We start from the raw sequence: 24293 nt of genomic DNA, 5'->3' as shown, positions 1-24293 counted from the left end.
ATCGGTTCTTCCCTAGGCATATCAATCAAAACCATGTTGGCAATATAAATCATATTGAAAACTAAAATAAAGGTAAAAACATAAAAGAATAAAACCCATTCGCTTACATAAACCAAAGTTTTTAATAGTATTTTTATGATCTTTTCGCCTCCTTGTACATAAAAAGTTAACGTTTAGCACATAAGAAAAATCAGTTAAAAATCATTCTACCATGTTCAGGAAAATGACCATGAAAAAGAGCTGCATTTTTACTTACAGCTCTTACACCTACTCTAATAATTTGCCAATATTTCAACGATCCTGTCCTCTACGACTTTTCCTTTGTCTTCATCAAGCAAATTATTTAAAAGAATGGAAAAAATAAGGGTTTCTCCTTTTTTCGTTGCCACGTATCCGGATAAGGAGGTAACAGTTGTAAGCGTGCCTGTTTTTGCTTTTACATTTAAAGATTTCATTCTTTTTCTCAAGCTCCCACCTACCATTTTCTCACTATTACCAGCAACTGGCAACGATTTTACGAATGCCGGGAACCATTTTTCCTTTTGGATATGAAACAATAGTTTCGATATTTCATTTGCAGGAATTAAGTTTACATGAGAAATACCAGAACCGTCTCTAATTACGAATGAGTCTAGATTTACACCAAATTTGGGTAGCTCTTCCTTTACTACTTCCAATCCTTTTTCCCAACTGCCTTCTCCTTTTCTCAATTTTCCCATTTCCTTCACAAGGACTTCAGCGTGAATATTATTACTAAGTTTCATAAATGGTATAAGAAATTCACTTAACGGCATTGATTGATGACTTGTAAGAAGACTAGTGCCTTTAGGTGTTTCACCAAGCTTTGCAGCTCCTAAAATATGAATCCCTTGTTTCGCTAATTCTTGCTTGAAAAGATCCATAACAAATTGAGTCGGTTCCCAAACAGCTATCCATTCTTTTTTAACAGGTGCTCCCATTGGAAGGAAACCCTTCACGATAATAGTATTAGAGCCATGTTTTCTATCAATGATGAGATCTGCTTCTCCATCATGAGATAATGTCACGGTCTGATTGATGATATTCACATAGTTTGTTTTGTGGGATATTTGAATTTTTGCTGGCGCCCCTATTTTCGAACCTGGAGACATCTCCATTAGGATCGTTCCAGCATCAAATTCTTTATTTGGAGAAACTGTAAGTGCAGATATTTGTGCTCCATAATAATAAGATTCATCACTCCAAACTAAATCAGGCGATAAACGAACATCGTCGTACCAGCTGTCATCAACAATAAGGTCCCCTACAATGACTTCGATACCGGATTTTGCAATATCGATTGCCATGGTAGTAAGGTCTTCTCTTAAAAGAGTTGCATCCCCGAACCCTTTTAAATATAGATTTCCCTTTAGTCTATTTCCCTCTTTCGTTCCTTTTGTTCTGATTTCAGTCTTAAATTGGTGCGTTTCTCCTAAAACCGATAAGGCTGCTGTTGCAGTAAAAAGTTTCATATTTGAAGCCGGCCTCATCCTTATGTCACCGTTGTGTTCATAGAGGATATCCCCAGTACTAGCAGAACGTATGCTTATTCCTGCAAGTGCTCCTTTTAATATCGGGTCTTCCTGTAGTAGTCGATTAATCTCTGCAGAGAGAATTTGCTCTGATTCATATGCATCTGAATTCAAGAAAGGTGGTAACAAGGCCACTAAAACGGTAATTACCAGAATATATATTCCTTTATGATTAACGTTCAATTTATTCCACTTCCAACTCTTTTTAATAATTATCATTACTTTAAGCCCTTTTTTGTCATCAACACTTGTTTATAAAAAACGCAGTTATTCTATTTCTACCTATCCAAGCGGCCGTATGGTTCGCTATTTCATTAAAAATTGCGTATTTGAATTGCTTAGAGGACCTCTGATCCTTTATTTTTGGATAATCTTGCTTAAATAAAGGATTTTATTGCATATAAGATCATCTATGTCCGCTTTACCTCTATAAATTCTAACTTTGGTGAATAACATACCCTATGTCCGCAGTAAAACTTCATTCACTTTTTATGTAGCCCATTCATGAATGGAAAATAGTTTTATCGACGATCATATTGACTGCAAATACGATGGTACCCACTAAGAACCCGAGCATGATAATGTTGCTGTATTTTCGGTCCGTATTTATTGTGTACGGGATACACGTCGTTCCGGAAATACTACATCTTATCTATAATAATATTGGCAGGAAGATCAGCTATTAATTACGGAGACTATGCATGCCAAAGGTTTAGCACTAGAAACTATATGCTAGGTGGACAGCCTGTATATGTATAAGATCGCGCGCAAGGAGGGTTGAGATGAAATTAATTATCGCGAACGATTATGCAGCTATGAGTGAACTGGCTTGTTCATTCATAGCTAAAAAACTCGACCAATTAGAAAATCCCGTATTTGGTTTGGCCACAGGTTCAACTCCAGAAGGGCTGTACAAGTGTTTAATAGAAAAATTCAATCAAGGTAAAGTAACCTTTAAAAATATAACTACATTTAATTTAGATGAGTATGTAGGATTAGAAAAAGATAACCCGAACAGTTACCATACGTATATGAAGGAAAAGTTTTTCAAACATATAGATATTTCGATGGACCGCGTACATTTACCAAATGGTGTTGCAGCTAACCTACAACAAGAATGCTCAGATTATGAGAAACTAATTCAAACTGCAGGTCATATCGATGTTCAAATTTTAGGCCTAGGAATTAACGGGCACATCGGATTTAATGAACCAGGAACTCCTTTTTCTAGTAGAACCCATATTGTGGAGTTAGATGAATCAACACGTCAAGCCAATGCAAGATTCTTCTCTTCTATTGAACAAGTGCCAGTAAAAGCGATTACTATGGGCATTGATACGATTATGGAAAGTAAAGAAATTCTTTTGATAGTTTCAGGTGAAAAGAAAGCTAATGCATTAGCACGCTTAATCAAAGGCGAAACTTCTGAAAACTTTCCAGCATCAATCTTAAAAAAACATAAGCACGTTACGATTATTGCAGATAAATCAGCAGCATCAAATCTCGATTAATTTGTTTAACTCTAGTATTTAACATTAATGCAATAATTGGGACCCTCCACTGAGCTGTAACGCTTTACCTTTCAGTGTGAAGGTCTCATTGTAATCAATGGTAAAACTAGTCTTCGTAACAACTTTCACAACCAATAAAATTGATAGTGCTTTTTGATCGTAAACCATGGATATTACTAATGGCCGCACTTGCTGAAGTGCGGCCATTAGACATTAATATCGATCTGATTCATGCCCCATATGTTTGGCCTTCTTGGTCGTTTCATCTGCTTCTGCAGTGCCTGTATTTGTTTTATCCTTCATCATTTGCATTGCTTTTGTTACTCCTTCTTTAACCCGTTTTCCATATTCCTCATCTGCATTTGTAAAATACTCAATCATTTTGTTCTGGATTTCCGGTCTACAAACTTTGAGATTGTCTACAAGGTTGCTGATGAGCTCTTCCCTTTCCCAATCTTCAAGGTTCCGATACGTTTCTCCAGCTTGCCCAAAATCATTTGGACGATCAATCTTTTCGCGAACTAATTTGTCATTGTAGTGTGGTTCATGAACTTTACCAACTTGTTCGGCTTCCTTTAAGCCGCCTATAACGGAAGGCTCATAATTAACGTGTGGATTTTGACTTGGTGCTGCATCTACATGATAGGACATTTGGCCACCACGTTGATTGGTAGCAACACGCTTTTTAGGTGCATTAATTGGCAGCTGTAAATAATTCGTGCCAACGCGATATCGCTGCGTATCTGAATATGAAAAAGTTCTGCCTTGCAGCATTTTATCGTCGGAAAAATCCAAACCATCTACCAGTACACCAGTTCCAAATGCTGATTGCTCCACTTCATTAAAGTAGTTTTCAGGATTTTTGTTTAAAACCATTTTTCCTACTTTTAAAAACGGAAATTGGTCTGTTGGCCATAATTTTGTATCATCTAATGGATCAAAATCTAACTCAGGATGGTAGTCGTCGCTCATGATTTGAACGCATAGCTCCCACTCAGGATAGTCACCGCGCTCAATCGCCTCATATAAATCTTGTGTCGCATGGCTTACATTTTTAGCTTGGATTGCTTCCGCTTCCTTTTGAGTAAGATTCTTGATTCCTTGTTTAAGCGGTTCCCAATGGTATTTGACTAAAACAGCCTCTCCATCTTTATTAACCCATTTATATGTATTCACACCTGAGCCCTGCATCTGGCGATAATTCGCTGGAATTCCCCAAGGAGAAAATAGGAATGTAACCATATGTGTCGCTTCAGGTGTTTGCGAAAGAAAATCAAACATTCGTTCAGGATTACTAATATTCGAAACAGGGTCTGGCTTAAATGCATGAATCATATCAGGAAACTTCATCGCATCTCGGATAAAAAATATTTTTAGATTATTTCCAACAAGGTCCCAGTTTCCATCTTCTGTATAAAATTTAACAGCAAAGCCTCGTGGGTCACGAGCAGTTTCAGGTGACTCGTTACCTCCCGCCACCGTTGAGAATCGAACAAAAACCGGTGTGCGCTTGCCCTGCTCCTGGAACAGCTTTGCTCTGGTGTATTTTGCAACCGGCTCATCGCCCACTTTTCCATACGTTTCAAAGTATCCATGCGCACCGGCTCCACGCGCATGAACAACCCGCTCCGGCACTCTTTCGCGGTCAAAATGAGACATTTTTTCAAGAAAATCATAATTTTCAAGCGTGGATGGTCCACGGTTTCCGACCGTTCTAATATTTTGATTATCTGTTATCGGGTGTCCTTGGCGGTTTGTCAGGGAATCTGAATGTTCACCAGTTCCTTTATGATTTTTTTCTTCCATTCCTAGACCTCATTTCTTGGAAATATTTTCTGTTTATTTATTTCCAGACACACTTAGATGTATGTAATTTTTTAATCATATACCTTATCTTTTCTTATGGAATAGAAGTATTTATAACAAATTAAAGATTGTTTATCTTTTTTCAATAGAAGCCAAATTTTTGGTAATATATTAGATAGATAGTAAGTATTAATTTTAAGTATAGTTATAGGGGTGGATAACTTGAACAAGTCTGAGAAAGGCTTTACAGAAGAACATGCTAAACGTTTAAATGAAAGTTTTAAGAAATGGATTGGACATGATTTAATTCCGTTACAAGCGGATAAAAGCTTGTTAGACCAACTTTATCATAGCGAAACCATTATCTTGTCGCACGGAACTGAAGTTGACCCTGTCCTTAATTTTGGTAATCAAGCAGCATTGACATTATGGGAAACGGATAAAGAGGACTTTATAAAAACACCATCACGACTTACCGCCGAACCAATGGAGAGAGCTGAGAGAGCGAGATTTTTTGAAGAAGTGACTGCTAATGGCTTTGTAAACAATTACACAGGAATTCGCATTTCTAGTACTGGAAAGCGATTTTATATTAAACAAGCAATCGTCTGGAATATCATAGACGACAATAATAACTATTATGGTCAAGCAGCGACTTTTTCAGAGTATGAATACATATAACATCAATAAATATGGTATCACACTATATTGGAAGGATTCAGAATAGCCTAGAAGGACCACAAGGACAATCCATTGTGGTCCGACAAAGAAATGAAATTAAATTCAAAACTAGTTATCTACTACCGTTTTATTAGAATGCCTCTAGACTGTGCTTGGTGAATGATACTTTTTGCTTTGAGGAGGCAGAAAAGATGGTGTGAAACCTTCACCAAACACCTCGGTTGCTTCACATAGTATGATAAAAGCATGTGGATCAATTCCAAGTACCATTGATCGTAGATCGTTTACTTTTCTTGGATCAAGTACAATCATCATAATTACTCTTTCACTATCGGTATAACCTCCTGCCCCTGTCATTTTCGTTAAACCTCTGTCTAATCCATGCAGAACGGACTCTGCTAAACTTTTCTCATATTCAGTACTTGAGATAATGTAGGCTACCTTGGACACTTTATTCGTACCCTGTATAAATTCCATCGTTTTTCGCGTTACGAATGCCCCAACTAAAGCATACAATGCTTTTTCAGGTAAAAAAATAAGCCCCCCTGCAATCATTACCGTTGCATCCATAACAATAATCGATGTACTATGTTTAACAGATTTTGTTTTGTGTAAAATTTGAGCAATTAATGTAAAACCACCCGTATTCCCACCTGCTCGAAAAACGATACCTAAACCAATGCCTACCCCTAATCCACCGTAAAGAGAAGCTAATAGCGGATCATATGTAAGTGGCGGTAGTTCACTAGTAAAGTATACAAAAAACGGAATTAACAAAGATCCTACAACCGCTTTTAAAATTGCATCCACTCCTAGAAAATAACTACAAAAAAATAACAAAAGCAAAGTGGTAATCCATAATACAATAGCTGATGGAACGTTAAAAATATAACTAAGAACAAGAGCTGCCCCTGTTAAACCTCCGGAAGCAATCTGATTCGGACCTTGTAATAAAGTAAAAGATAATGCAATGATAAATGTACCTATAACTAACGATATATAATATTTTACTTGATTCACAGTATTCTACCCCTTTCTTTAAAAGAGATTATAAACTTTATAGAATTTTCTAGCAATGACGCCCATTAACGCTTTGATGTTGTTATTCTTTTATGCTTTTACTCACTAAATTCCATTAAAGTTTCAAAATATGGTTTGAGTTGTTTTTATGACAAAGTGTAGTTATCTGTGGAACTCAAAAGTTCCTATGTGAAACGGACAGATGTCCGGATACCCCGATTACATTTAATTGGCGGACATAGAAACCCTTATTTGCACAAAAAGAGCACATGGAACCAGTTTTCCGGACATTGAGTTCGCTATTAACCAAAAATCAATACCATGTAGCTCCTACTTGATGTAATAGCGACATTTATGTCCGTGAAACTCAATAAAACCTCTGTGAAACGCAAATAACGGCACAGATGTCCGGTTATTCCAGTTACATTTAATTGGCGGACATAGAAACCCTTATTTGCACAAAAAGAGCACATGGAACCAGTTTTCCGGACATTGAGTTCGCTATTTACCAAACATCAATACCATGTAGCTCCTACTAGATGTAATAGCGACATACATGTCCGTGAAACTCAAAAATACCTCTGTGAAACGCAAATAACGGCACAGATGTCCGGTTACATTTAATTGGCGGACATTGAAGCCCTTATTTGCACAATAACTGCTCCTGGCACCAGTTTTCCGGACATTGAGTTCGCTATTAACCAAAAAGCAATAGCTAGCACTTCCATCTTAGTGCCCTAGCAGAACAAAATTAATTTATATAGGTTTTACATTACGACTGACACACAAACAATGTTAAAATAAAAAGATGTTTTAAAGATTGCGGCAGCGTACCCAAGACATTATTCGCTGGCGGGTAAATAACATAGATAAATGCCTTAGGAGTGGAACTATACGTGAATAAAAAAGACATCGCAAATATTCGGAAACAGTTTAAATTAGAAAACGATTTAATGAAAATACGGGAGATTTTCACCATATACATAATGAAGGAATCAAGCGAAATTTATCATTACGAAAGCAGACCATTTGAAATGTTAGATCAAGACCAGCAAGAACTGTTTATGACTAATTTCAAAAAAGTATTAACCGGTCAATTAGATGAAAAGTTATTTGAGTTAAAGTTTCAGCGTGACGTAGAAAATAGCAGTCAGCTTATCCTCCATCAAGGCTTATTAGGAAGTAATGAAGACTTTAGAGAAAAGATGCTGCAGATCGTCGGAAAAATGCTACAGGACAAACAATATGAAATGGATCTTGTTGTAACTTTCATAAAAGGGGAATATTTTAAACCTACAAAACAAAAAAGTGATGAAACAGAGGAAAACGTACGTGATACTGTTTATTCCCACTCCTTTATTCTTTGCAGCATTAATAAAACGCAGGAGCCAAAAAAAGAACTGCTTTTTGATTATATCGAGAGGGAATTCAAGTACAATGTTGTCGTTAATCCAGTCATCAATCTACAAGCGCCTGTCGGAGGTTTTTTATTTCCTTGTTTTAGTGAAAACGCGGCTGATGTTAACCATATTCTCTATTCCTCAGGAAAAGCGTATGAGCCTGATCTTGATTTCATCGAGGAAGTATTAAATGCTGAAGAGACAATGACGGCCAAAGACGACAAAGCCGTTTTTGAAGAAATTGTCAAAGACGTAACCGGTGATAAATTAAACACAGCTACACTCGCTAATGTATATGAAGAAATCCACCGTGTAATGGAAGAATATGAAGAGTCAGATGTCCCTAAATTAGATTACAAAGACGTCGAACGCGTTCTAAAAGCAAGTGGAATTGAGGAAGTAAATGAAGAAAAAGTAGCCACAGCTTTTCAAAAGGTTATTGATGATGAAAAGTATGAATTAAAAGCAAGTAGCATCATGCCTAAATATAATACAAAATCGATTAAAATCCAGACGAAATTAGCGAACATAGCTGTCAGTCCACAAGACTTAAAATACGTAAGACAAGTCCATTTTCAAGGAAAACGATACCTCATGATTGAAGTGGAGGAAGATACTGTTATTGAAGGATTTACGATGATCCCAGAGGCGTTCGCAAATAAAGCAGAAGACTAAATAGAATTAAATGGAATGGAGACAGATAATTGATTTACCTGTCTCCGTGCACATTCATAAAGATCAGCCAGTTCACAACTCCTTCATATTTACTACTTTCCGGCATAAATCTAAATATTCGTCAAACAAAATCAAACATTGCACAAGTTCTTCATATGTAGCTACCTCATTGAAAGATTGTTGAAATTAATTCAGATCCATTACCCTTCCAGTATGAAAATAATGCTCCTTTAGTAGTTCAATCACATCCTTTTTACACATGGACAGTCTTCCTTTCAAGATTAATAAACTTTCCATACTCTTTTATAAAACCCATCTTAACAGTACCTACTGGGCCATTCCGATGCTTGGCAATAATAGCTTCAACAACGTTCCGATTCCCAGTTTCTCTTTCATAATAATCATCCCGATACAGAAAACAGACTATATCGGCATCCTGCTCTACACATCCGGAGTCCCTAATATCCGACATGATGGGGCGCTTATCCTTACGTTGTTCTACACCTCTTGAAAGCTGTGATAATAGAACTATTGGAATCTTAAATTCACGTGCCATCGCTTTTAAAGCTTTTGTTATTTGTCCAATTGCTAAATCATGGCGATCAACCTTTCCTTCTAATCGAATCAGCTGCAAATAATCTATAATAACGAGGTGTTTTAAATTTGGATGCTGGCGCATATTTTTTCTGATAGCAGAACGAATCGATAAAACAGACTGTTCTGATTGATCCTCAATATACAAATTCCATTTATCAAGATACCCCATACCTCTTGAAACTTTCTGATAATCTTCTTCTGTAAAAAAAGCCTTAGGATTTTTCCACTTCGCAGCATTAACATTTGACTGCGCAGATAGCATTCTTTGCAACAATTGTTTATCATTCATCTCCAGACTAAAAAAACTAGTACATCCACCGCTTTGACAATGGCTCTTTGCTAGATTTAAGGCAAAAGCTGTTTTTCCAACAGATGGTCTGGCTGCAATAATAATAAGATCACCTGATTGCAATCCACCGGTATAGTCATTAAATTCATCTATTCCTGTGTCAACTCCTTAAATCCCCTCAATATCAGTTTCCATATCTTGGTAAATTTCCACCAGTATATGTTTCATTGTCCGTGATTGAATAGAGATTACTTCTTGAATTTCTGAAATGCGTTGATAATAGTCAGTAATGTGTTCCGGATTCATTGCCAATTGCGTGGCAAGATTACGTGTTTCACGTAGTTTATATGCTTCCAAGATAAGCTGTTGATAAACATTAAAATTAGCTGTTGATGGTACAGAGTCTGCTAAAGCACTTAAATATGTGACTCCCCCTACTTGACGAATGACATCACCTAAAGCTGATGAAACGGTTACTACATCAATGGCTAGATTTTTCTCATCAACCTCACGCATAGCCTTGAATATCATTTGGTGAATGCCTGCTGGAAAATGGTTAGATTGTAATATGCATTCTTGTATTAGACCGCCATCTAATAAAATGGCCCCTAGCACCGCTTGCTCGGCTTCGTGATTGACCCATTTAGTTGATCCCATCGGCCTCACCCTCGAATAAGTATTTGTACTCATCTTTTGTATTCTTAGGAAGATACTCGTCAACCGGTTTTATCATCCCACGTTCTCTTTCCTCCCGCACTTGTTCTTCCCATTGCTTTAGCTGAATTAAAAAAGTATTTTCCTTCGGCATTTCAACTGCTATATCGGCAATCACAGGTGGAAATCTATAATCAGAAATGTGCATCTCTAATTTTTTCATAACACGCTCATATGGCATCTTCGAAAGGTGTTGAATCCATACGTTTATTCGTTTTTGGCCAATCCTACTTGATATATCAAACATAGGATATGCACCAGCGATCGTTTCAATAATGTCATAGCATTGATCTTTGTTCATGGCTTCATGATCTCTCCTCATCAGTATTTTGTAGATTCCGAATGTTCACATCAAACTAACAATATCGTTTCAAACTGTTGTTTCTCTAACTTAATTACACTTTTTTGACCTTAATTTTTGAAGTGTTTTGGCACTGTAATTCCAAATAGCAAGCATATCCTTGCATTACTTTTACACTAGGAGATGCTTGTTCGATGCTCCTCTCATATTCTTTTAATGCGAGATATAATAGTTTCTCATTCGAATAATCGAAAACCTCCACATCACCTACCAGTTCATGAAAAAATAGTTCTCTTTTGTTGCAACAATTCCCCAAAAATCCTCCCTTAATATTCATTTGTAAGTTAGGCTAGTTATCAACCGCCCTTCACTATATAAATAGAGCTAAGATTGCAAAAAGGGAGGTAGCTTTTCAATGTTCATAAAGTTGTCACAAAGATAAAGGTATGAATTCAATTAAATAATGGTTACACCGTATTGTGGCCACAGATTAATAACTAACAGCTTCCCTAGTAATAATCGTAGCTATTCGCCGTGTCAATAGTCTCTTCCATCTTGCTTTCTTCTAATTCACATCGACGTTTATATTCTTCCAATGCATCAAGTGGATCTTTAACTTTTTGGTAAGTTTTTTGCTGTTGTTTACTTTTTTCATATGCTACTAAATCATCCATCGTTTTTATGTCGAAAGAATACCAGTTTTTAAGAATTGCTTTTGTATAATTCCAATTTTTAATTTTTCGTTGAATGGTCATTTCAATAGCATGATTAACCAACTCTTTTGAAAGAGCGGTAATCCATTCTTTGATTTCTTTAATCGTATATGGGGCTATTGGACCATAATGTCGTTCGTATAAAGTGATTGATTGAATACTAGGATCTCCTTTAAGCTTTATAGTTAAATCTTCATTATTTTTATAGTTAAATTCTTTATAACGTATATCTTTTATATTTTTGTTTTTAATATCTTTATTATTAAATTTATTTAATATAGGTGGTTCAGTTTGGCTGTCTGATAGTACCTGATTTGTCTCTAGGAAAGAATGATTATGACGATCAGTTAGCGTAGCTAGCTGACGGACAGATGCCCTCTTCCTATTAGACTCTTCTATTTCCTCACTGACAGATGCCCTATTGCCGTTAGTCATTTCTGTTTCCTCGCTGACAGGTGCACTCTTCCTACTAGACTTTTCTATTTCCTCACTAACAGGTGCCCTCTTCCTACTAGACATTTCTATTTCCTCACTGACAGATGTCCTATTCCTACTAGACATTTCTATTTCCTCACTGACAGATGCCCTATTGCCGTTAGACATTTCTGTTTCCTCGCTGACCGGTGCACTCTTCCTACTAGACTTTTCTGTTTCCTCGCTGACAGATGCCCCCTTGCACATAGACTTTCTACTTTCCCTGTTAAAAAATCCCCCAGCATCATCACAGTTTGCTAATCTCTGATTGTCAGATTTCATTTCTGTAGACTTTTCATAACTTAATTGTTGGCTCTTTTTCACTTCATTATAATCCGAGAGAATATATGTAATCGTTTCAAAACCTTTTTCTACACTATTTCGCTGCATGATTTTGACCAAACCTTTTTGACTTAATTTATGCAATGAACGCCTTACCGTACTTTCGGATAATAAACACACTGTTGCAATTCTTTTTATGCTCGGAAAGAATTCAGTATTACTACTCATTTCATAACCTTTTAGTACAAAATAAACAATCTTCTCATAACACGAGTCAAAAACCTCTACTTCGTTTAATAATCCGTTAATAATAATAGTTTCATTATCTTGGCAACAATTTACCACTTCGATCCACTCCAATCTCCAAAAATTGTTATTGTTTTACAATGAAACCTATTCAAAATATAAATAGTAAGCTAATGGAAAAAAGGGAGATGGCTTTTCATTGTTCGAAAAGTTGTCACAACATCCACCCGCGATAGGTCCAATGCATTATTTATAAGTACATGAGTTACGTAAATAAGCGAATTTCCAAGCATGTAATAAATATTACTAGTAGAATAGGCTCTAATTCTTTTCACTGAGTTATTAGAAATCTAGTATTTAATTTATTGAGATGGGTAGATATGAGCATTCATCTACACTAGGAAACATTTAACAGTTGAATTTGATCCTGTACTGACATTTAATTAAACTATGCTTTTAATAAACTTGAAAATGGAGGAAAAAGAGCATTGAAACTACGAAAAGTACTTTTATCAACGCTTGTGACCGTTTCTACTTTGACTGCCGGTGTAAGTCAAACGAGTGCCGAATCAAACTTTACGGTCAAAGTTAATAACGAAATTATATCTACACCATATATCAATCAAGATGGAAAGTTACTTGTGCCTGCTGTATTTTTCAGAAATATGGATATTAAGGTTGAGTGGGATACAGAGAATCAAGCGGTTCTTTTAAACAACAAGGATACTCAATTATCTCTACCGTCTGGCACAAATTTGGCCTACTATTCATCAAGCTCAAATTCAGAGCTGTCAAAAGATGTTCTTCCTACAACCACAACGAATAAGCTAGACGGAACATATATACCTCTTCGATATACTGTAGAGAAATTAGGTATGGGAGTTTCTTATCAAAAGAATACCTCTATAGTAAGTATTGATACAGATGGTATTCCTGATGTTCAAACAGATTCTAAAAGTCTTTACAGTAAGGAAGACATCAATTGGCTGTATTTATTAACGGAGGCAGAAGCGGGCGGAGAAAGCTATCAAGGTAAGGTGGCTGTTGCAGCGTCTGTTCTTAATAGGGTGAAAAGTCCTGATTGGCCGAATACACTAAAAGGTGTGATTTTCCAGGTAGATACATATAATGGGAAAGAGTATTATCAATACTCTCCTGTTCTGGATCAAAGAATATACAATATAAAGCCGAGTTCTGAAACAATCAAAGCTGTAAATGCCGCACTTGACGGTAAAGATCCAACCAGCGGGTCCATAGTATTTTACAATCCTGCTAAAACGAGCAATCAATGGGTTAGACAACAAACTGTTGTAACTACAATTGGTAATCATGTTTTTGCAAAATAAGCTTGAAAATGAAGGCGTATTGGTTGTTTGTATAAACGTAGGATAATTGCATGTTGTAAAAAATGTAAATTATTGTTAATTTTTTAGTTTTAAGGACAAAAAAATCCATCCAATACTAGCACAAATATAAAAAGCTTGGCTGATCGTAAAAGATGCTGCCAAGCTTTTTTTAAGCTATACGTTATGAGTAAAACTTATTTCTTTTACTCTATAGTTTATTTAGTAGAAAGACCATCTATTCCATACCTAATATAAGGTATAGCTATTTTAATAAATTCCTTCGGGGTCATCGACTGGCTCGTTCTTCTCCATTCAACTGAAGCGCCGTAAAGTCCCCAGCTTAACATGACTGCCGTAACCTTTAGTGCGTGTCCATCACCCTTTAAATGCTGCTTGGTTAACATATTGTAGAAAATTAATTCCAGCTGATCTCTAATGATACGGGCAATAGTATCCTCGTATCCGCGAAAGCAGCGGTTCGATAACGAGCCTTGAAAATCGGTTATCGCTATAAAGATGCTAACCAAGCTTTCATCATTTAATTCACTTTCTTTATAAGAGGCACCCTCCAAATTAATGAGTAATACCTCCGATAATACCTTCTCTAACAGGTCATAAATATCTTGAAAATGATAATAGAACGTCGCGCGATTAATCATGGCCTCGCTTGTAATATCCTTAACAGTGATATCCTTGAACTCCTTTTTACTCGAAAGTTCAATGAAAGCATCCATAATTAATTTACGAGTACGCAGAATTCGAGGATCCGTTTTTGTTTCACTCATAATTATAGCCCCTCCTCCTTATTCAACAATTTTCAAAATGTGTTGGATAAACAACACATCCTCCGTATTAATGGTATGGTTTGGTTTCATTATGAACTAAACTAAAATTGTAAACAAATAGAAAGCTTGATTTATAGGCTATTGCAATTACATTTTTAAGAAAGCGAGGAAAATCAAATGATAAACCAACTCATTGCTGGGCACTTGAACCAACGCTACGCCGTTTTAAAGAACAATACGGCCATTATTTCAACTTCCATACAGTCATGGGAGGGTTGCTAGAAAAATGGAGCGACGTACCTGTTGATCCTGCAAACGGAATCTCAGGTCCAAGAGACGTGGCCCGTCACTGGCGAGAAGTTGGGGAACATTCGCGTATGCCAATTGACGGAAGTGTGATGATTGACAACCCAGTCCAATCATCCTATCCGCCATCGCGTGTTTATAAAGTCATTCAAAAACTCCATAATGATGAAACAGCAGCACAATTTCTACGTCGTGCAAGAGAAGCCCTATTTGCTTTTAATCAAAATATTGAAGAGAAGTCCGTTATGATTGACATCGTCAATAAAATGGGACTTGATGGAAAATTCATTGTAAAAGAAGCAGAAGGCCAAACCGGACAGCAATTATTAAATGAAGACTTCGCCCTAACAAGAAACCTTGGCGTAAGAGGATTTCCAACCATTGTTATCGTGAATCAAGAAAATAAAGGAATAAAAGTGGTCGGCAGCCGTCCGCTGGAATCCTATGTTTCAGGCTTATCTCAAATTTTAAATGAAGATGAACTAACGGCCAAACTACAACCAGCTCTTTCTAGCTTGCTTGCAACAGAAAAATTACTTTTCGCAAAAGAAATAGAAGTGATGTATGATGTGGAGAAAGCTGAACTTCAAGCTTTTATTGAAAAACAATTAACTCCAGACATATACGAAGAAAAAGAACTGCTTGGTGAAAAGTATTTTGTAAAAAAATAAAAGGGAAAATCAACCACTACACATTGAATTAAATAGCAACAATAATTACAAAAACTGCCAAAATATAAAAACAGTAGGAGGAACAGGGAAATGAGTTATGTATTACAAGTTGATTTTAAAATGGATGGACCTTTTGGAGAAGAAATGGCTAATGCTTTTAGTGACTTGGCAAACAGTATAAATGAAGAATTAGGACTAATTTGGAAAATTTGGACAGAAAATAAGAATGCTAATGAAGCCGGCGGCATTTATCTATTTGAAACAAAAGAAAATGCTGAAAACTATTCAGCTATGCATACTGAACGTTTAAAAAGCTTTGGTATTCAAGACATCCGTGCAAAAATCTTTAAAGTCAATGAACCGTTAACTCTAATTAATAACGGACCAATCAAATAATTTTATCAAAAAACGTAGCCAATTGGGCTACGTTTTTAACTGCTCGCACTCGTATAATTTGATAGTGCAAACTTCCAGAACCTGCGAGCCAACCAAAAGAAAACAATAGCTACAATGACCGACGCAATGGTTGATGGACCATCCCACTTCCCAATTAACGAACTTGCAGGAGTAAATGTAATAAACGCTGCAGGTAAAATATACGTTAATGTCATACGCAACCACCCTTTATACATAGTGATCGGGAACCTAGTCGTTTCGAAAAAGGAGTTGAATAAGAAAGACAAATCATCCATCCGAATAACCCAAAAGGCGGTGGTCATTAACAACATCCATAACGAATAAATGATTACTAAGGCAGCCATAATGCTAATGAAAAAGAATCCCACATCAAGCATAGATGGTAGGTAATGCTTTTGCACCAAACCATAAATTACTAAGCCAATCCCTAACATGACATCAATAAACCGCCAGAAAACGAGATGGCGTAGACTCACGAAAAACATACTATCAACCGGTTTTGTTAGAACATAATCCAAAGTCCCCATCCTAATATGTAAAAGAAGTCTTGGCATATTAGGGCGAAGAGCGAAATCAATCAACCCTTGCAAGGTATTGTAAATACCAAGCAGAATTAAGACATCTGCATATGCCCAACCACCCAATTCGTCTGTTTGATAAAAGAATATTTGCACCATCAAAAGTGAAACTAAAATGCCGAATAGACTCGAAAGGAGATTACCAATAAATTCGCTGCGATATTCAAGCTCCTCTACCAAACAAGTTCGAAAAAATTCTTTAAAAATACACCAATATCGTCTCATTCTTAGCCACCCACCGCTTGATTTTTCTTTAATCCAGCCTTCCATAACCAACTTATTGCTCCAATAAGAACTACAGCCCAAATGAAAGATCCAATAAATCCAGCCTGCAGTAGCTGGCGATCATAGTCCCCTGTTAGAATTTCTAAAGGAAATCCGATCATATATCGATAAGGTGAGAAACTACTAATTTGTTGGACAACTGGCGGTAAGAGCGAAAACGGAGCGATCCTACCTGATAGAAATAATGAAATCATTTCAAACATCGCATAAAGCGCGGTCACTTTGGTCATCCAAAAACCTAAAATACCAAACATAAAACTAAATGTAAAACGGATAATTGCCCCAAGTAATAGCGCTGCTAGAAAAAGCAGCCATTGGTCGACCGATAATTGCAATTGAAGTGCAGGCATAAAGAAAGAAAGGACAAGCCAGCATGGTAAAAGTACAACTAAAAACAATCCTTTATAGACTATATTTTCAGCGATTGCCCAATGAATCGGATGAAAAGGGCGAACAATTTGATAAGAAAAGGTACCTTCACGAATTTGACGATCCATCTCCCATACATCCCAAGCACTGGTAAGACGCTCAACCATAATCAAGGCCATAAAATACAAAATGAAGGATTGCCCCTGATCTGGATAAATACTTATCCAGACCATCATTGTAATTAAAGGTTGGACCATCGTGCCAAACATCCAGACCATCGTCGAGAGCTGATATGCAAACATCTCTACATATTTCATCCTTAAAATCGCTACATATTTAGTTAGCATGGTATTCCTCCTGGAAAGCTAACGTGATCACTTCTTCCATCGGTGGATCTTGAATATTTAGATCTGAAATTTCAAAGTTAGCCAACAACTCAGATGAGACAATTGGTACACGGTCCCTTGCAACCCGAAGTATCAATTTCCCATCCTCGTATGATACCACTTCTCCAAATGAATCCCACGAAACATGAGAAACGGAGGGAAGGCGAACCTCTAATAGTTTATATGGAGTTAGTCTTTCTGTTAAAACCCGTAGCTCTCCGTCATAAAGAAGTTTACCGTGATTGATGATCAAAACTCGATCACAAAGTGCTGTGACATCCCCCATATAATGCGAAGTTAATAAAATCGTTGTTTTATGTTCACGATTATATTTGGCTATAAATTGGCGCACTTTTTCTTGTGTATTTACATCCAATCCAATTGTAGGTTCATCTAAAAAAAGAATGGATGGTCGGTGTAATAAAGAAGCCGCTAATTCGCATTTCATCCGTTGCCCTAGACTTAAGGAACGAACCGGTTTTCCAAGCAAAGGCCCCAATTCTAATAATTCAACCAATTCGTCTAAGGTCTCACGAAACATTTTATCTTCAATTTCATATACGCTTTTATTAACAAGAAACGTTTCCATTGGTGGTATATCCCAAATCAACTGACTTTTTTGTCCCATGACCAGACTCATAATTTTTTTGAACTCATTCTTCTGCTCTTGTGGTTTAAAGCCACTCACATCAATTTTCCCTGATGACGGATGTAACAATCCTGCTAACATCTTAATTGTGGTAGTTTTTCCTGCACCATTTGGTCCTAAAAACCCCACTATTTCACCAGTATTAATCGTAAAGGATACATCTTTCACCGCATGAACCGTTTGATATTCACGTTTGAACAAACTACGTACCGCTTCCGCCCATCCTTCCTGGCGAACATGGATACGAAAAGACTTATTTAAATCTTGAACTTGAATGGACATGTTTCCTCCACTGTAAAATTAGTTTTATAATCTAAAAGTGTAGTTGAAAATTTTCAAGAGTACAACAAAAATATATAAACTGTTTGCTTAAATGCGGATTGGGACTCGATTCGGTAGAACCAAGTTCGAGTTCGGACTCATTTAGCTCTACTACCAGCTTTTCTGTCAGAATCAGACCCGGGTTCTGACTCGGTTAGCCTAACCCCTGGCTTTTCTGTCAGAACCAGAACCCGATTCTGACTCGATTCGCTCTACTCACAGCTTTTCTGTCAGAACCAGACCCGGGTTCTGACTCGGTTCGCTCTGCTACCTGCTTTTCTGTCAGAATTAGATCCCGATTCTGACTCGGTTCGCTCTACTCACAGCTTTTCTGTCAGAATCAGACCTGGGTTCTGACTCGGTTCGCTCTACTCACAGCTTTTCTGTCAGAACCAGACCCGGGTTCTGACTCGGTTCGCTCTACTCACAGCTTTTCTGTCAGAATCAGACCCGGGTTCTGACTCGATTCGCTCTACTCACAGCTTTTCTGTCAGAATCAGACCCGGGTTCTGACTTGGTTCGCTCTACTCACAGCTTTTCTGTCAGAACCAGACCCGGGTTCTGACTCGGTTCGCTCTGCTACCTGCTTTTCTGTCAGAACCAGAACCCGATTCTGACTCGGTTCGCTCTGCTACCTGCTTTTCTGTCAGAACCAGAACCCGATTCTGACTCGGTTCGCCCAACTCATAGCCCAACTGTCAGAATCAGAACCGGTTTCTGACTCGTTTCGCTCTACTCCTGGTCCGTCTGTCCAAATTAGCACAATTTTCGACCTCGGATCCGCTTATTCCTAGCTCACCTTACAAAATCCCAAGCTATTTCAATCTCCGCCACATTCGAAATGGATTCTCCCCTTATCCAAACCGCAGCCCTAGTTTCAAACAACCATCGCTTATGCTGCACGCTCAGAACATCCAACAACAACATCCCAAATACCTCATCCTACCTTTAATCAAATTACTGATAACATCAACAATCATAAACAGACCCGTTAAAAATATTAACGGGTTGTATGTGTTCTTTTATGTAACTAGGTTAAACAATTTCTTCTCTGAGCTGCTCCTTTTTGCTTTTTCCAGACGAAACAGTCATTACGAGTGCAAAGATCAAGAATAGACTTGAAATTTGAAATAGCATTCCTGTTTCAAGGTATTCAGCCAGTATTCCAAAAATGAGACCACTTAAACCAATCCCAAAATCAATACAAGAAAAATACATACCATTTGCTACACCACGGCGATTAGCTGGCGTAAGTGACAGTGTCCAAGATTGCAAAGTTGGTAGTAACGTCCCGAAACCAACTCCGAATAACACACCGGCAGCTCCAATCATCAAGTTAGAATGAGCAAAGGATAGAACCCACATGCCAACAAATGTTGCAATGGTACAAAAAATGACTAACACTTTTGGACCTTTACGATCAAACCAACGGCCAGCAAAAGGTCTACATAACGTAGCTACAATTGCGTTACATAAATAAAATAAATAAATTTTATCAATGCCTCGCTCCTCACCGAATATTACAATAAACGTAACTATTGTTCCGTAGGCGAATGTACTAATCATTGTAATTAATGCAGGATACCAGCTTGTTTTTTCAATCATCGAACCCAAATAAGAAAACTTTAATTCGTCTTTCCTTACATTTTTGATTGCATCCGGTGTCTGGTAGTGAACGATCGATAATAAGATCACTGCGATAAAACCTAAAATTGAGGATATATAAATGAGATTATGAAATGAAGTCACTTTAAATAAAAAAATACCTAAGCTCGGAGCAATAATCATGCCAATCGTTACAGATAATCCGAAATACCCCATTCCCTCACCAAGTCTCTTATTCGGAACAATATCAACAGCAGCCGTTCCGTTAACTGTTGTGGACCATCCCCAAGCAAGACCGTGCAGCAACCTTAACGCTAATAATAAGAAAATAATTTGAGATATAGCATATAAAATTGTAATTCCAAAAAGTGTTATGGCACCAATTAACACCAACGGTTTTCGAGACTTGTATTCTAGTAAATAACCAATTAGCGGTCGACTGATCACCGCGCCAATTGAGAATAAGGTGGTTACTAATCCGATTTCTAAACCTGATGCCCCAATCGATTTGATATACGGTGGTATTGTAGGAATGAGCATTTGAAACGACATAAACAAAAATAAATTCCCTAAAACTAACAAAATAAAGGATTTTGTCCATAATCGCTCTATTGTTTTATGTTCCATCTCGTCACTCCTTTTGCCAACCATGTGTGTCCACAAAAAAATGAGCTCCTTCGAGACCATTTTTAAAATTAAACCACATGGTTTATTATATTTCAGATTATTAAATATTATCATACCATGCTATAAATTGTAAGTAGTGAGCATCGGTCCTTCCTGTCATTTTTCTAAGAAAAATAATGGCTATAAACCAATTGGTTGCCTTTTTGCATTTTTAAGTAGTATTATGGATGTCTACATATATTTCTATAAATAAACAGGTATTTTGTTCAGAAAGGATGAATCAATTGAATCATACATTACCTCCTGGTCAGTTTGAAACAGAAAAATGGCCCATCCTTCATGAAGGAGAAGTTTATAAGTTTCAACCAGAAAATTGGAATTTTAAATTATTTGGTCATATTAAAGAAGAAAAAACTTTATCATTTGAAGAAGTTATGGCCCTGCCTAAAAAGATTTCAACTATAGATATGCACTGTGTTACAACATGGTCGAAATTTGGTACCACTTTTGAAGGCATTCCGTTCCGTGAATTTTTAAAATTAATACAGCTAGAGGAAGACGTCAAGTTCATTAAACTCTATGGTTACTTGAATAGCGATCCATATGGGTATAGTGCTAATTTACCATTGGAACCTTTACTGGGAGATGACGCTCTTTTTGTTTATCGTTGGAAAGATTCAAAACATGACTGGCAAGACATCTCCCCTAAGCAAGGCTTTCCATTACGTTTTATTCCTCCCGCTTCCTTTTACCTTTGGAAAGGAACGAAGTGGATATCAGGTATTGAATTTATGAAAGAAGATAGTGCTGGTTATTGGGAGGAAAGAGGTTACTCAATGACGGCTAATCCTCAAAAAGAAGAACGTTTTCGTTAACTTGCTGTTTTCTTTTATTTTTAGCAATAAAGCCAATCACTCATTAATAAACCACATAAAAAGGGTGTTGATCCACCATGATCAACGCCCTTTTTCATTGTTACCCTATTTTATAAAATCTCGTTTAGATCGAAGCTAGTGTCGTCGATTACAACAATTCCATCAGTTTCAGGATCCTCGATATCATATTTTTCAATAATGTCATCGATAAGTTCGATTACTTCTGATTCACTGTCTGTTGTAAAGTTGATGTTTTCACTTTCAATTAGTTCAACTAAGAAACGCAAAGCATTTTCACCTTCAAACTTAAATGTATTGGTTTCATTCACAAGCTCAACAGTCGCTTCATAAGAACCATTTGATTTACGTTCAAAGTAAATATCAACTTTTGCATCGTCGTCTCCGTTAATAACAAAATCTAACTTTTCAAGCTTTCCTAATCCATCTAGTAGCTCGTTAACTACTTCATCAACAATGTCTTCACTGTCAATATCGTAAGTTGTTCCCTTCACGATTACATTGCCTTCAAAGTTAGCATCCTCAATATCGTACTCATTAATTAAATCTTGTTTTAATTCATTAAGTTCTACATCATCTTCGTCAAAATTTATTTGGTGTTTACCAAACAAATCTACCATATATTGAAGAGCTGTTTTTCCTACTTCGTAATATTCAGTTTCCCCTTCTAACTTAACGCTTGCAACAAATAAGTCGTTATCTGATTTCTTGTCATAGTAGAAGTTCGCTTCGAATTCATCGTCACCTGTTATCGTCATATCTAGTTTTTCTAGGTCATCAAGACTAGCAATTAATTCTTTTACATCATCTTCTGATTTTTTTTCATCAAAAGAAATAACGGTTACATCGCCATTATCATTTAAATTAAATGAAATTTCTTGGTCTACTTCTAGATCCTTTAACTCTCCAAGCTGGCCATTTGATGTAATAATTTTCACATTGCTTGTTACGTTTAACGGTACACTTACAAGACCAACTTCAACCCAAACGATATTTCCATCAATCTTTGTAATGTCACCTGTATACTTGTATGTTTCTTCTTTTTCAACTTGTGATTTAGCAGTCAAATAAATGATTTCGTCATCATCATCTAATGTAAAGGTAACGCTCATGTTAGCCGCTAAACCTGATAAACTCGCTGATTTTCCATTTATATAAATGGCTGCATCATCATCAATTTCATATGTTTTTTCTACAGTGCGATATGAGCCATTTGCATATACTTTCTGCTTGATTGTAAGCTCTTCTTCTTCCTTGTTAATAGATTGAATAGTACCTTTACCTGTTTGAGCAATTTGCTCCCCAAGGTCCTCCTTTAAATCTAATAAGCGATTTAAGAATACAGCCATCTCAGCACGAGTTACAGGTTTATTGGGTTGGAATGTCTTATCACTATAACCACTAACTAGCTTTGTTAAAGTTGCAAACGCAAGCGCTGCTTTCTCTCTATCACTTAAACTATCAACGTCCTTAAATAAAGGATCCGCGTCTAACCACTCTTTGTCTATATTTGTACCTGTTAATTTAACAAGTAAATTTGTTACAAATAAGCGTGATGCTGGTTTATTTGCTTGAAACTTCTTATTATCTTCAACTAAACCTGCTGCTATTGCAGATGCAATCGAAGTTCTAGCCCATTCAGGAACATCGTTTAAATTAACTGTGCTCTTAGAATCTAGTTTAATGTCCCCGTCGTATTCTTCTAGAATTCTAACAAGTAAAGAAATGGCTTCGGCTTGAGTCACCGGCTTATTAGGCTGATAAGTTAAGTTTTCATATCCCTTAATCAAACCTAAAGATGACATTTTATAAATATCTTCTCTTGCCCAATGGCTTTCAACATCCTTTAGTTTCCACTTATTTTTCACAATAATATTTACCTTTTGTTCAACTTTCCACGGTCCTTTGCCTTTTCCGTTACCATTACCCGGTTTATCCGCAGCTGCGGCACCTGGCAATACTGAAAAAGCCATGCTTGCTGCAAGTGCATATGGTATAGATTTTTTTGCCCATTTTTTCATTGTTTCTTCCTCCTCTATATATGTAAAATAAATCCTCCATTTATAGATTTCGGATATGTTTCCTGTTTATGGGTGTCATTTTAAAAAAATTATTAAAAAAATGCGGAATTTTACTCATCATAACTAGTTTAAATATGATTCAGTTACTATTTAGATAAGTTCCAATAATATAAAAAAACTAACCTTTACCTAATTATTTTAGGGTAAAAGTTAGTTTCTGAAACTTTATTCAAACTGAAAGCTTTCTATAATTTGAGGAATTTCCACGACCATCTTCTCATATTTAGCGATTTCTTCACCTTCTAAAACCATATCAAGTGGTGTTTGAAATATAAATACATCACCATCTCTTCTCAATATTTCCTTCCTTGTTCCTAAAGGCCCTTCTTGTTGCTCTTTTTCCCAATCCTGTTCAGTTACAGAAGTGATATAAAGCAAAGATTGATTTAGTTGATCGTTTTGAGACGGAAAAATAAAATCGGTACTTCTTGATTGTTCAACTATTTTCACATTTGCCCATGTCTCAGGAAGGTCAACTTTCCAAGCATCTGTTTGATTTACATATATTCTCAGGCCAGCTGATTGTTCTTCAGTGCCGTTTTTTTCGTCGGCTCGCACTGAACTGCCCTCTTCACTAAGGTCTTGTTCCTGTATAGTCTCATCTACAACCTCGCTAGACTGTGCATTACATCCCGTTAACAACACACTTAAAAAACCAACTGCGAAAAGCATTTTCCAATTTTTCATATTTTGTATCCCCTTTAAAATTAATGTA

General features: G+C 36.7%; 19 protein-coding genes and 2 pseudogenes. 7 read left to right on the top strand and 14 right to left on the bottom strand.

The features are described 5' to 3' along the window. Positions 1 to 272: 272 nt before the first annotated feature. On the bottom strand, positions 273 to 1769 hold the full coding sequence (gene dacB, locus C1724_RS23550; protein ID WP_102349212.1) for a D-alanyl-D-alanine carboxypeptidase/D-alanyl-D-alanine endopeptidase: 1497 nt from the start codon (positions 1767 to 1769) through the stop codon (positions 273 to 275). Positions 1770 to 2332: 563 nt separating this feature from the next. On the opposite strand from dacB, the gene nagB reads away from it, so the two are divergent. After that, positions 2333 to 3061 carry a glucosamine-6-phosphate deaminase gene (gene nagB, locus C1724_RS23545; protein WP_102349210.1) on the top strand — a complete coding sequence of 243 codons (729 nt, stop codon included), beginning with the start codon at positions 2333 to 2335 and terminating at the stop codon, positions 3059 to 3061. 213 nt (positions 3062 to 3274) lie between these two features. Here the strand turns inward: nagB and C1724_RS23540 are convergent, their stop codons facing one another. Continuing rightward, on the bottom strand, positions 3275 to 4867 hold the full coding sequence (locus C1724_RS23540) for a catalase (RefSeq protein ID WP_102349208.1): 1593 nt from the start codon (positions 4865 to 4867) through the stop codon (positions 3275 to 3277). Positions 4868 to 5080: 213 nt separating this feature from the next. Between C1724_RS23540 and C1724_RS23535 the strand changes: the two genes are divergently transcribed. Further along, a complete protein-coding gene (locus C1724_RS23535) occupies positions 5081 to 5548 on the top strand; it encodes an MEKHLA domain-containing protein (RefSeq protein ID WP_374703486.1) in 468 nt (155 codons plus the stop codon). Between the two features lie 141 nt (positions 5549 to 5689). Here C1724_RS23535 and C1724_RS23530 read toward each other — a convergent pair whose 3' ends face one another. Beyond that, complete coding sequence (locus C1724_RS23530; RefSeq protein WP_102349204.1) at positions 5690 to 6568, bottom strand: YitT family protein; 879 nt, start codon at positions 6566 to 6568, stop codon at positions 5690 to 5692. An 896-nt stretch (positions 6569 to 7464) separates the two neighbouring features. Between C1724_RS23530 and C1724_RS23525 the strand changes: the two genes are divergently transcribed. Beyond that, positions 7465 to 8643, top strand: a complete 1179-nt coding sequence (locus tag C1724_RS23525; protein ID WP_102349202.1) for a DUF4317 domain-containing protein — start codon at positions 7465 to 7467, stop codon at positions 8641 to 8643. 253 nt (positions 8644 to 8896) lie between these two features. Here the strand turns inward: C1724_RS23525 and C1724_RS26300 are convergent. From C1724_RS26300 to C1724_RS23505, 4 genes and pseudogenes are all read right to left on the bottom strand, one after another. Continuing rightward, a pseudogene (locus C1724_RS26300) lies at positions 8897 to 9685 on the bottom strand (DnaB helicase C-terminal domain-containing protein); the annotation flags it as partial. 12 nt (positions 9686 to 9697) lie between these two features. Continuing rightward, complete coding sequence (locus tag C1724_RS26295) at positions 9698 to 10186, bottom strand: DnaB-like helicase N-terminal domain-containing protein (protein ID WP_308410518.1); 489 nt, start codon at positions 10184 to 10186, stop codon at positions 9698 to 9700. After that, positions 10173 to 10544, bottom strand: a complete 372-nt coding sequence (locus C1724_RS23515) for a replicative helicase loader/inhibitor (protein ID WP_180994429.1) — start codon at positions 10542 to 10544, stop codon at positions 10173 to 10175. Before C1724_RS23515 ends, C1724_RS26295 begins: the two co-directional genes overlap by 14 nt. Positions 10545 to 11053: 509 nt before the next feature. Continuing rightward, entirely contained in the window at positions 11054 to 12358 is a 1305-nt protein-coding gene (locus C1724_RS23505; RefSeq protein ID WP_102349196.1) for a DnaD domain protein, read from the bottom strand. Between the two features lie 389 nt (positions 12359 to 12747). On the opposite strand from C1724_RS23505, the gene C1724_RS25925 reads away from it, so the two are divergent. Further along, complete coding sequence (locus C1724_RS25925) at positions 12748 to 13605, top strand: cell wall hydrolase (protein ID WP_219723293.1); 858 nt, start codon at positions 12748 to 12750, stop codon at positions 13603 to 13605. A gap of 215 nt (positions 13606 to 13820) precedes the next feature. Here C1724_RS25925 and C1724_RS23495 read toward each other — a convergent pair whose 3' ends face one another. Further along, on the bottom strand, positions 13821 to 14390 hold the full coding sequence (locus C1724_RS23495; RefSeq protein WP_102349194.1) for a TetR/AcrR family transcriptional regulator: 570 nt from the start codon (positions 14388 to 14390) through the stop codon (positions 13821 to 13823). Positions 14391 to 14578: 188 nt separating this feature from the next. Between C1724_RS23495 and C1724_RS23490 the strand changes: the two are divergent. Together C1724_RS23490 and C1724_RS23485 are read left to right on the top strand one after the other, a co-directional pair. Further along, positions 14579 to 15367: pseudogene (locus tag C1724_RS23490) on the top strand (DsbA family protein); the annotation flags it as partial. Positions 15368 to 15457: 90 nt separating this feature from the next. Continuing rightward, positions 15458 to 15763 (top strand): monooxygenase, encoded by a 306-nt coding sequence (locus C1724_RS23485; RefSeq protein WP_102349190.1) that lies wholly within the window; start codon positions 15458 to 15460, stop codon positions 15761 to 15763. 35 nt (positions 15764 to 15798) lie between these two features. Here C1724_RS23485 and C1724_RS23480 read toward each other — a convergent pair whose 3' ends face one another. From C1724_RS23480 to C1724_RS23465, 4 genes are all read right to left on the bottom strand, one after another. Next, the gene (locus C1724_RS23480) at positions 15799 to 16587 is read right to left on the bottom strand and encodes an ABC transporter permease (protein WP_102349188.1); all 789 of its coding nucleotides are present in this window, start codon (positions 16585 to 16587) and stop codon (positions 15799 to 15801) included. 2 nt (positions 16588 to 16589) lie between these two features. Next, positions 16590 to 17363, bottom strand: coding sequence for an ABC transporter permease (locus C1724_RS23475; RefSeq protein WP_102349186.1), 774 nt, complete (start codon positions 17361 to 17363; stop codon positions 16590 to 16592). Beyond that, positions 17353 to 18333 carry an ABC transporter ATP-binding protein gene (locus C1724_RS23470; RefSeq protein WP_102349185.1) on the bottom strand — a complete coding sequence of 327 codons (981 nt, stop codon included), beginning with the start codon at positions 18331 to 18333 and terminating at the stop codon, positions 17353 to 17355. Before C1724_RS23470 ends, C1724_RS23475 begins: the two co-directional genes overlap by 11 nt. A 1074-nt stretch (positions 18334 to 19407) precedes the next feature. Next, positions 19408 to 20604 (bottom strand): MFS transporter, encoded by a 1197-nt coding sequence (locus tag C1724_RS23465; protein WP_102349184.1) that lies wholly within the window; start codon positions 20602 to 20604, stop codon positions 19408 to 19410. A gap of 284 nt (positions 20605 to 20888) precedes the next feature. On the opposite strand from C1724_RS23465, the gene C1724_RS23460 reads away from it, so the two are divergent. Next, the gene (locus tag C1724_RS23460; protein WP_102349183.1) at positions 20889 to 21479 is read left to right on the top strand and encodes a molybdopterin-dependent oxidoreductase; all 591 of its coding nucleotides are present in this window, start codon (positions 20889 to 20891) and stop codon (positions 21477 to 21479) included. Between the two features lie 110 nt (positions 21480 to 21589). Here the strand turns inward: C1724_RS23460 and C1724_RS23455 are convergent, their stop codons facing one another. Together C1724_RS23455 and C1724_RS23450 are read right to left on the bottom strand one after the other, a co-directional pair. Beyond that, positions 21590 to 23518 carry an S-layer homology domain-containing protein gene (locus C1724_RS23455; protein ID WP_102349182.1) on the bottom strand — a complete coding sequence of 643 codons (1929 nt, stop codon included), beginning with the start codon at positions 23516 to 23518 and terminating at the stop codon, positions 21590 to 21592. Between the two features lie 225 nt (positions 23519 to 23743). Next, positions 23744 to 24265: a hypothetical protein gene (locus C1724_RS23450; RefSeq protein WP_102349181.1), complete on the bottom strand. Its 522-nt coding sequence runs from the start codon at positions 24263 to 24265 to the stop codon at positions 23744 to 23746. Positions 24266 to 24293 lie beyond the last annotated feature (28 nt).

The sequence above is a fragment of the Bacillus sp. Marseille-P3661 genome, assembly GCF_900240995.1.
Classification (GTDB): domain Bacteria; phylum Bacillota; class Bacilli; order Bacillales; family Bacillaceae_J; genus OESV01.
The sequence above is the reverse complement of the archived record's forward strand: the minus strand, read 5'-3'. Positions and strand labels throughout refer to the sequence as shown.